The sequence below is a fragment of the Polynucleobacter kasalickyi genome (assembly GCF_900176405.1).
GTDB lineage: Bacteria > Pseudomonadota > Gammaproteobacteria > Burkholderiales > Burkholderiaceae > Polynucleobacter > Polynucleobacter kasalickyi.
In genome coordinates this window covers 1-3,623 of sequence record NZ_FWXJ01000027.1, presented here as the reverse complement: position 1 = coordinate 3,623, position 3,623 = coordinate 1, and the positions used below count along the sequence as shown (strand labels likewise).

Here is a 3,623-nt window from a genome sequence, read left to right as displayed (position 1 = left end):
AAGTCCAATGGAGTTTGAGAAGCGATGGTATGCAGCTCAGAAAAAGGTTGCATAATTGAAGCGGTTAAGAAGTATGTTTAACGAGGGCAAGGTCAGCACTTTTAAAATATCTACTTAACTAGGGGTAACTCAAAATTAACTTAACAACTAATAGACTTAATCTAAGAGATAACAAAATGTTCATAGTTAAGAAGTTGATTAAAGTTTTACTAAAATCTGTAAAATAGGTAACATGAAAGATAAACAATTATTTGTAGCAGACTTTTTTGCTGGCTGTGGAGGCTTGTCATTTGGACTTGAACTGGCTGGATTTCATCCAGCATATGTTAACGAGCTCAACAAGGACGCAATTGAAAGTTATCTTATAAATCGCGAATACGAATATCCGTATTTGCGCGACACAGCATTTCACTGTAACGATATTAAAGATTTAGTATTAAACAAAAAACTTTTAACCAACACAATTAAAGAACTTAAAAATCAATTAAATATTGATGTTAAAAATGGTGATTTAGATTTGCTGGTTGGAGGACCTCCTTGCCAGGGTTTTTCTGGTATTGGGCATAGACGCTCTTATTCTGTTGATAAGGAACAACTACCATCAAACCATTTATATGAAGATATGGCCTATGTTGTTAGTGTCCTAAAGCCAAAAATATTTTTATTTGAAAATGTAAAAGGGTTGTTATCAGCAAAATGGAACCCGGATGGCGTGAAAGGTGAGATATGGGAAGATGTGCTTTCAACTTTTAAGAATTTGAAAGACTACCAAGTTAACTTTAGTTTAGTTCGTGCAAAAGACTATGGCGTTTCCCAAAACCGCCCGCGAGTTTTATTGGTTGGAATCAGAAATGATGTGTATAAAAAATCTGAGTCTCTTATTAAAGGCATCGTTGCTAATGGGTTTTTGCCATCCCCTACATTTGATGCCTGTGATTTAGAAGACTTACTAGGCGATCTTGTTGATGACAATTATGAGAATGGAGGTTTTACAAATAAGTATGTAAAGCCTGCGGCAACTACAGTACAAAAATATTTCCGAACCACTGTAGATGGTAAATTGCTAGCAAAGGGCTCAATCTTAACTGAGCAAGAGTATAGTAAACATGCCCCAAACGTTCTTACTAAATTCAAATACATGCATGAACATGATGGAAAAATACATGAGAGCATGAAGACAAAAAAGTTTGCTCAAAGAGTTCTGCCTGCAAAGTGGGATGAGAAGGGTCCCACAATTACTGCCACATCTTTACCTGATGATTATGTACATTTTTCGCAACCACGTACCCTCACTGTTAGAGAGTGGGCTAGGCTACAAGGTTTTCCTGATTACTATCGTTTTGCTGGTTCTCGAACGACTGGTGGCATCCGGAGGGCTGGAAATCCAAGGGAGGGTAATTTTTCAAGGGAGTTACCAAAGTACACACAAATTGGAAATGCTGTTCCTGTTTTTCTTGCGAAAGCAGTTGGTGAACACTTTGCAAAAATCATTAACAAGGCAAATGAAAGTTAATAAGTAGTTAGCTTAATTATTTTGCTAGGTGGAAAGAGTAAATCAAAGTTACTTGGTTTAATTCTAAATAGGTATCCATGATCTCTCGTACCATTGCCTGTAGCCTTTTTAGAGAGCGTAAAGTCCATCGTGATTGCGCCTATCTCTATTAATGAAGGTAGGTTAGCCGTTAGAGGATTTTGAGTATGCTCTACTTCTATGTAGTGAAAACATTCCAGATTATTTTCATTTTTTTTGGTCTTTGCTTTAACCCAAAATGTTTGTTTATGCTTGCTCTCTAACTGTGTTTTTAAATTACCTAAATCCCATACAACAATTGGTTCAGCTGTACCACTGATAATTTTTTTGCACTCCACTAAATTGTCATTTTCATTAACAAAAAGGCTAAGTGACTGGGGATTAGGTGAGTTACTGACTGTGCAATATAACTGGAGCCTATTTGTTTCAGAGTCAATATAGCCACACTTATTCAGTATTGCCAATCCATTTTTGCAGGTACTTAAGGGCCAATTAGGCACTTGAGAGAAAAGACTGACGTTGTTTGTAGTTCTATTGTTTGCACCTCTTACTCTCTTAGCCTTAATCTCTATGCCTTTATAGTCAGGTGCCCTGTTAGAATTTGCAGTTATTCCTAGTAATGTTTCCAATGTCATACCTACGCCTGTATCTCCATTGCGTAAGGACTCAACAAATCCCCTATTTGAAATTAGCTTTAATTTACCAATGAGTTCTTCTGCATGTTCATCTAAATAATTACTCTTAGTTTGTAAAAGTTCTGCTAAAGGTGTATCTGATACTAAAGTTAAATTTCCGATTCCATCATTTTTTACAAGCTTCTTATCGCTTGCATTAAACAAAAATAACCGCTCATTAATCTTTATAAATGCAAGCAGGTTGTATGCATTCGCAAATTCATTTAACTTATAAATCCAAATACGAGGATCACCATTCTTTGTTTCGGGTCTATAAAGAGACAGTTTTGTGGTTACTATTTTGTCAGAAGTAATTACATTGATTTCTTCTGTAACTTTTGACTCTGTTCCTTTTTCTTGCAATGAATAATCATGAACTCCAGTTTGTGCCAAGTAACTTCTTAATGAGCTATGGGCATCCAATATTGACTTAGACATTCCAGTTTCTGTAGGTACAAGATAGCCTGCCTCGGTATTAAAAGAGGTTAATAACTTAATAAGACTTGATAAAGGTACATCTGATTTAGATAACATTTATCAATCTTATTACTTTTAGTAAATTTACGTAATAACTTACTCAATTTTTTTACTTTTAATAACCAAGTGTATATACTTAAAGGAGTTGCCACTATAAAACTAGTCATAGAGCCTCAATTACTTCTTGGATAATCCCTCTCGTAGATTTCAGTCCCAAGCCTATGGGGGAATTATTATTTACGGTATTAATTTAAATATGCTCGGCTGAAACAGGGACTGATACAGATCAACATTAATTCATTACTTCGGTAAACTACAACACATAATAAAACTATTTAAAATTTACGGCAGATAGGATTCTAGTATGGAAAACTACAGACAATCGCTACCACCATTTGAATGGCTTAACTTTTGGGAATATTTTGATATAAGGGATATTTCCAAGAATCAGGGCGATTACCAAAGAAGGTTAATCGCTGCTTTTAGTCATTTGGATACTGATGAGTTAAAAATTCGACTATTAAATTTGCTCGACCTTCAGCTAGTTATTCAACTTGAAATGATTTTTGCCAATAATGAATATTGGGAGGCACAGCTAGACAAAGCTACCCCGATTAGATTTCATACATCCAAACAACTTAAATTAAAAGAGCGACGCATACCTACACGAGCTGAAATTGATGCTTTCTTTGCCCCGGTCCCTGATGATCCCCACTTAAAAGAAAAAGCTCTAAGAGATGAGATCGAGTCGAAGATTTCAGGGCATTATGACACGCTCGATGCAAGACTTGAAATTAATGATGGTATGCGAATTTTGCATTCTTTACCGGTAAGATCAAAAAGATTGGCTCTACATCATAAACGGGGGACAAAGGTATTTATTAAACTAGTTTTTTCGACGAACTTTTTTAATATAGGTAATACCAATGTCCCAAATAGAT

The 3,623-nt window shown here is 35.5% G+C and carries 3 protein-coding genes; 2 read left to right on the top strand and 1 reads right to left on the bottom strand.

Annotated features, from left to right (window positions below):
* Nucleotides 1-232 precede the first annotated feature (232 nt).
* Complete coding sequence (locus tag B8983_RS13755) at nucleotides 233-1,513, top strand: DNA cytosine methyltransferase (protein WP_084286126.1); 1,281 nt, start codon at nucleotides 233-235, stop codon at nucleotides 1,511-1,513.
* Here the strand turns inward: B8983_RS13755 and B8983_RS13750 are convergent.
* The gene (locus tag B8983_RS13750) at nucleotides 1,510-2,739 is read right to left on the bottom strand and encodes an MvaI/BcnI family restriction endonuclease (protein ID WP_084286120.1); all 1,230 of its coding nucleotides are present in this window, start codon (nucleotides 2,737-2,739) and stop codon (nucleotides 1,510-1,512) included. The two genes, B8983_RS13755 and B8983_RS13750, sit on opposite strands and share 4 nt — an antisense overlap.
* A 307-nt stretch (nucleotides 2,740-3,046) precedes the next feature.
* Here B8983_RS13750 and B8983_RS13745 point away from each other — a divergent pair.
* Nucleotides 3,047-3,623: hypothetical protein (locus B8983_RS13745; RefSeq protein WP_143736200.1), on the top strand; the 577-nt coding region annotated here is incomplete at its 3' end.

Bases quoted from the DNA above. Each gene is read 5' to 3' on its own strand.
- B8983_RS13755 (WP_084286126.1), top strand. From the start codon at position 233: ATGAAAGATAAACAATTATTTGTAGCAGACTTTTTTGCTGGCTGTGGA.
- B8983_RS13750 (WP_084286120.1), bottom strand. From the start codon at position 2,739: ATGTTATCTAAATCAGATGTACCTTTATCAAGTCTTATTAAGTTATTA.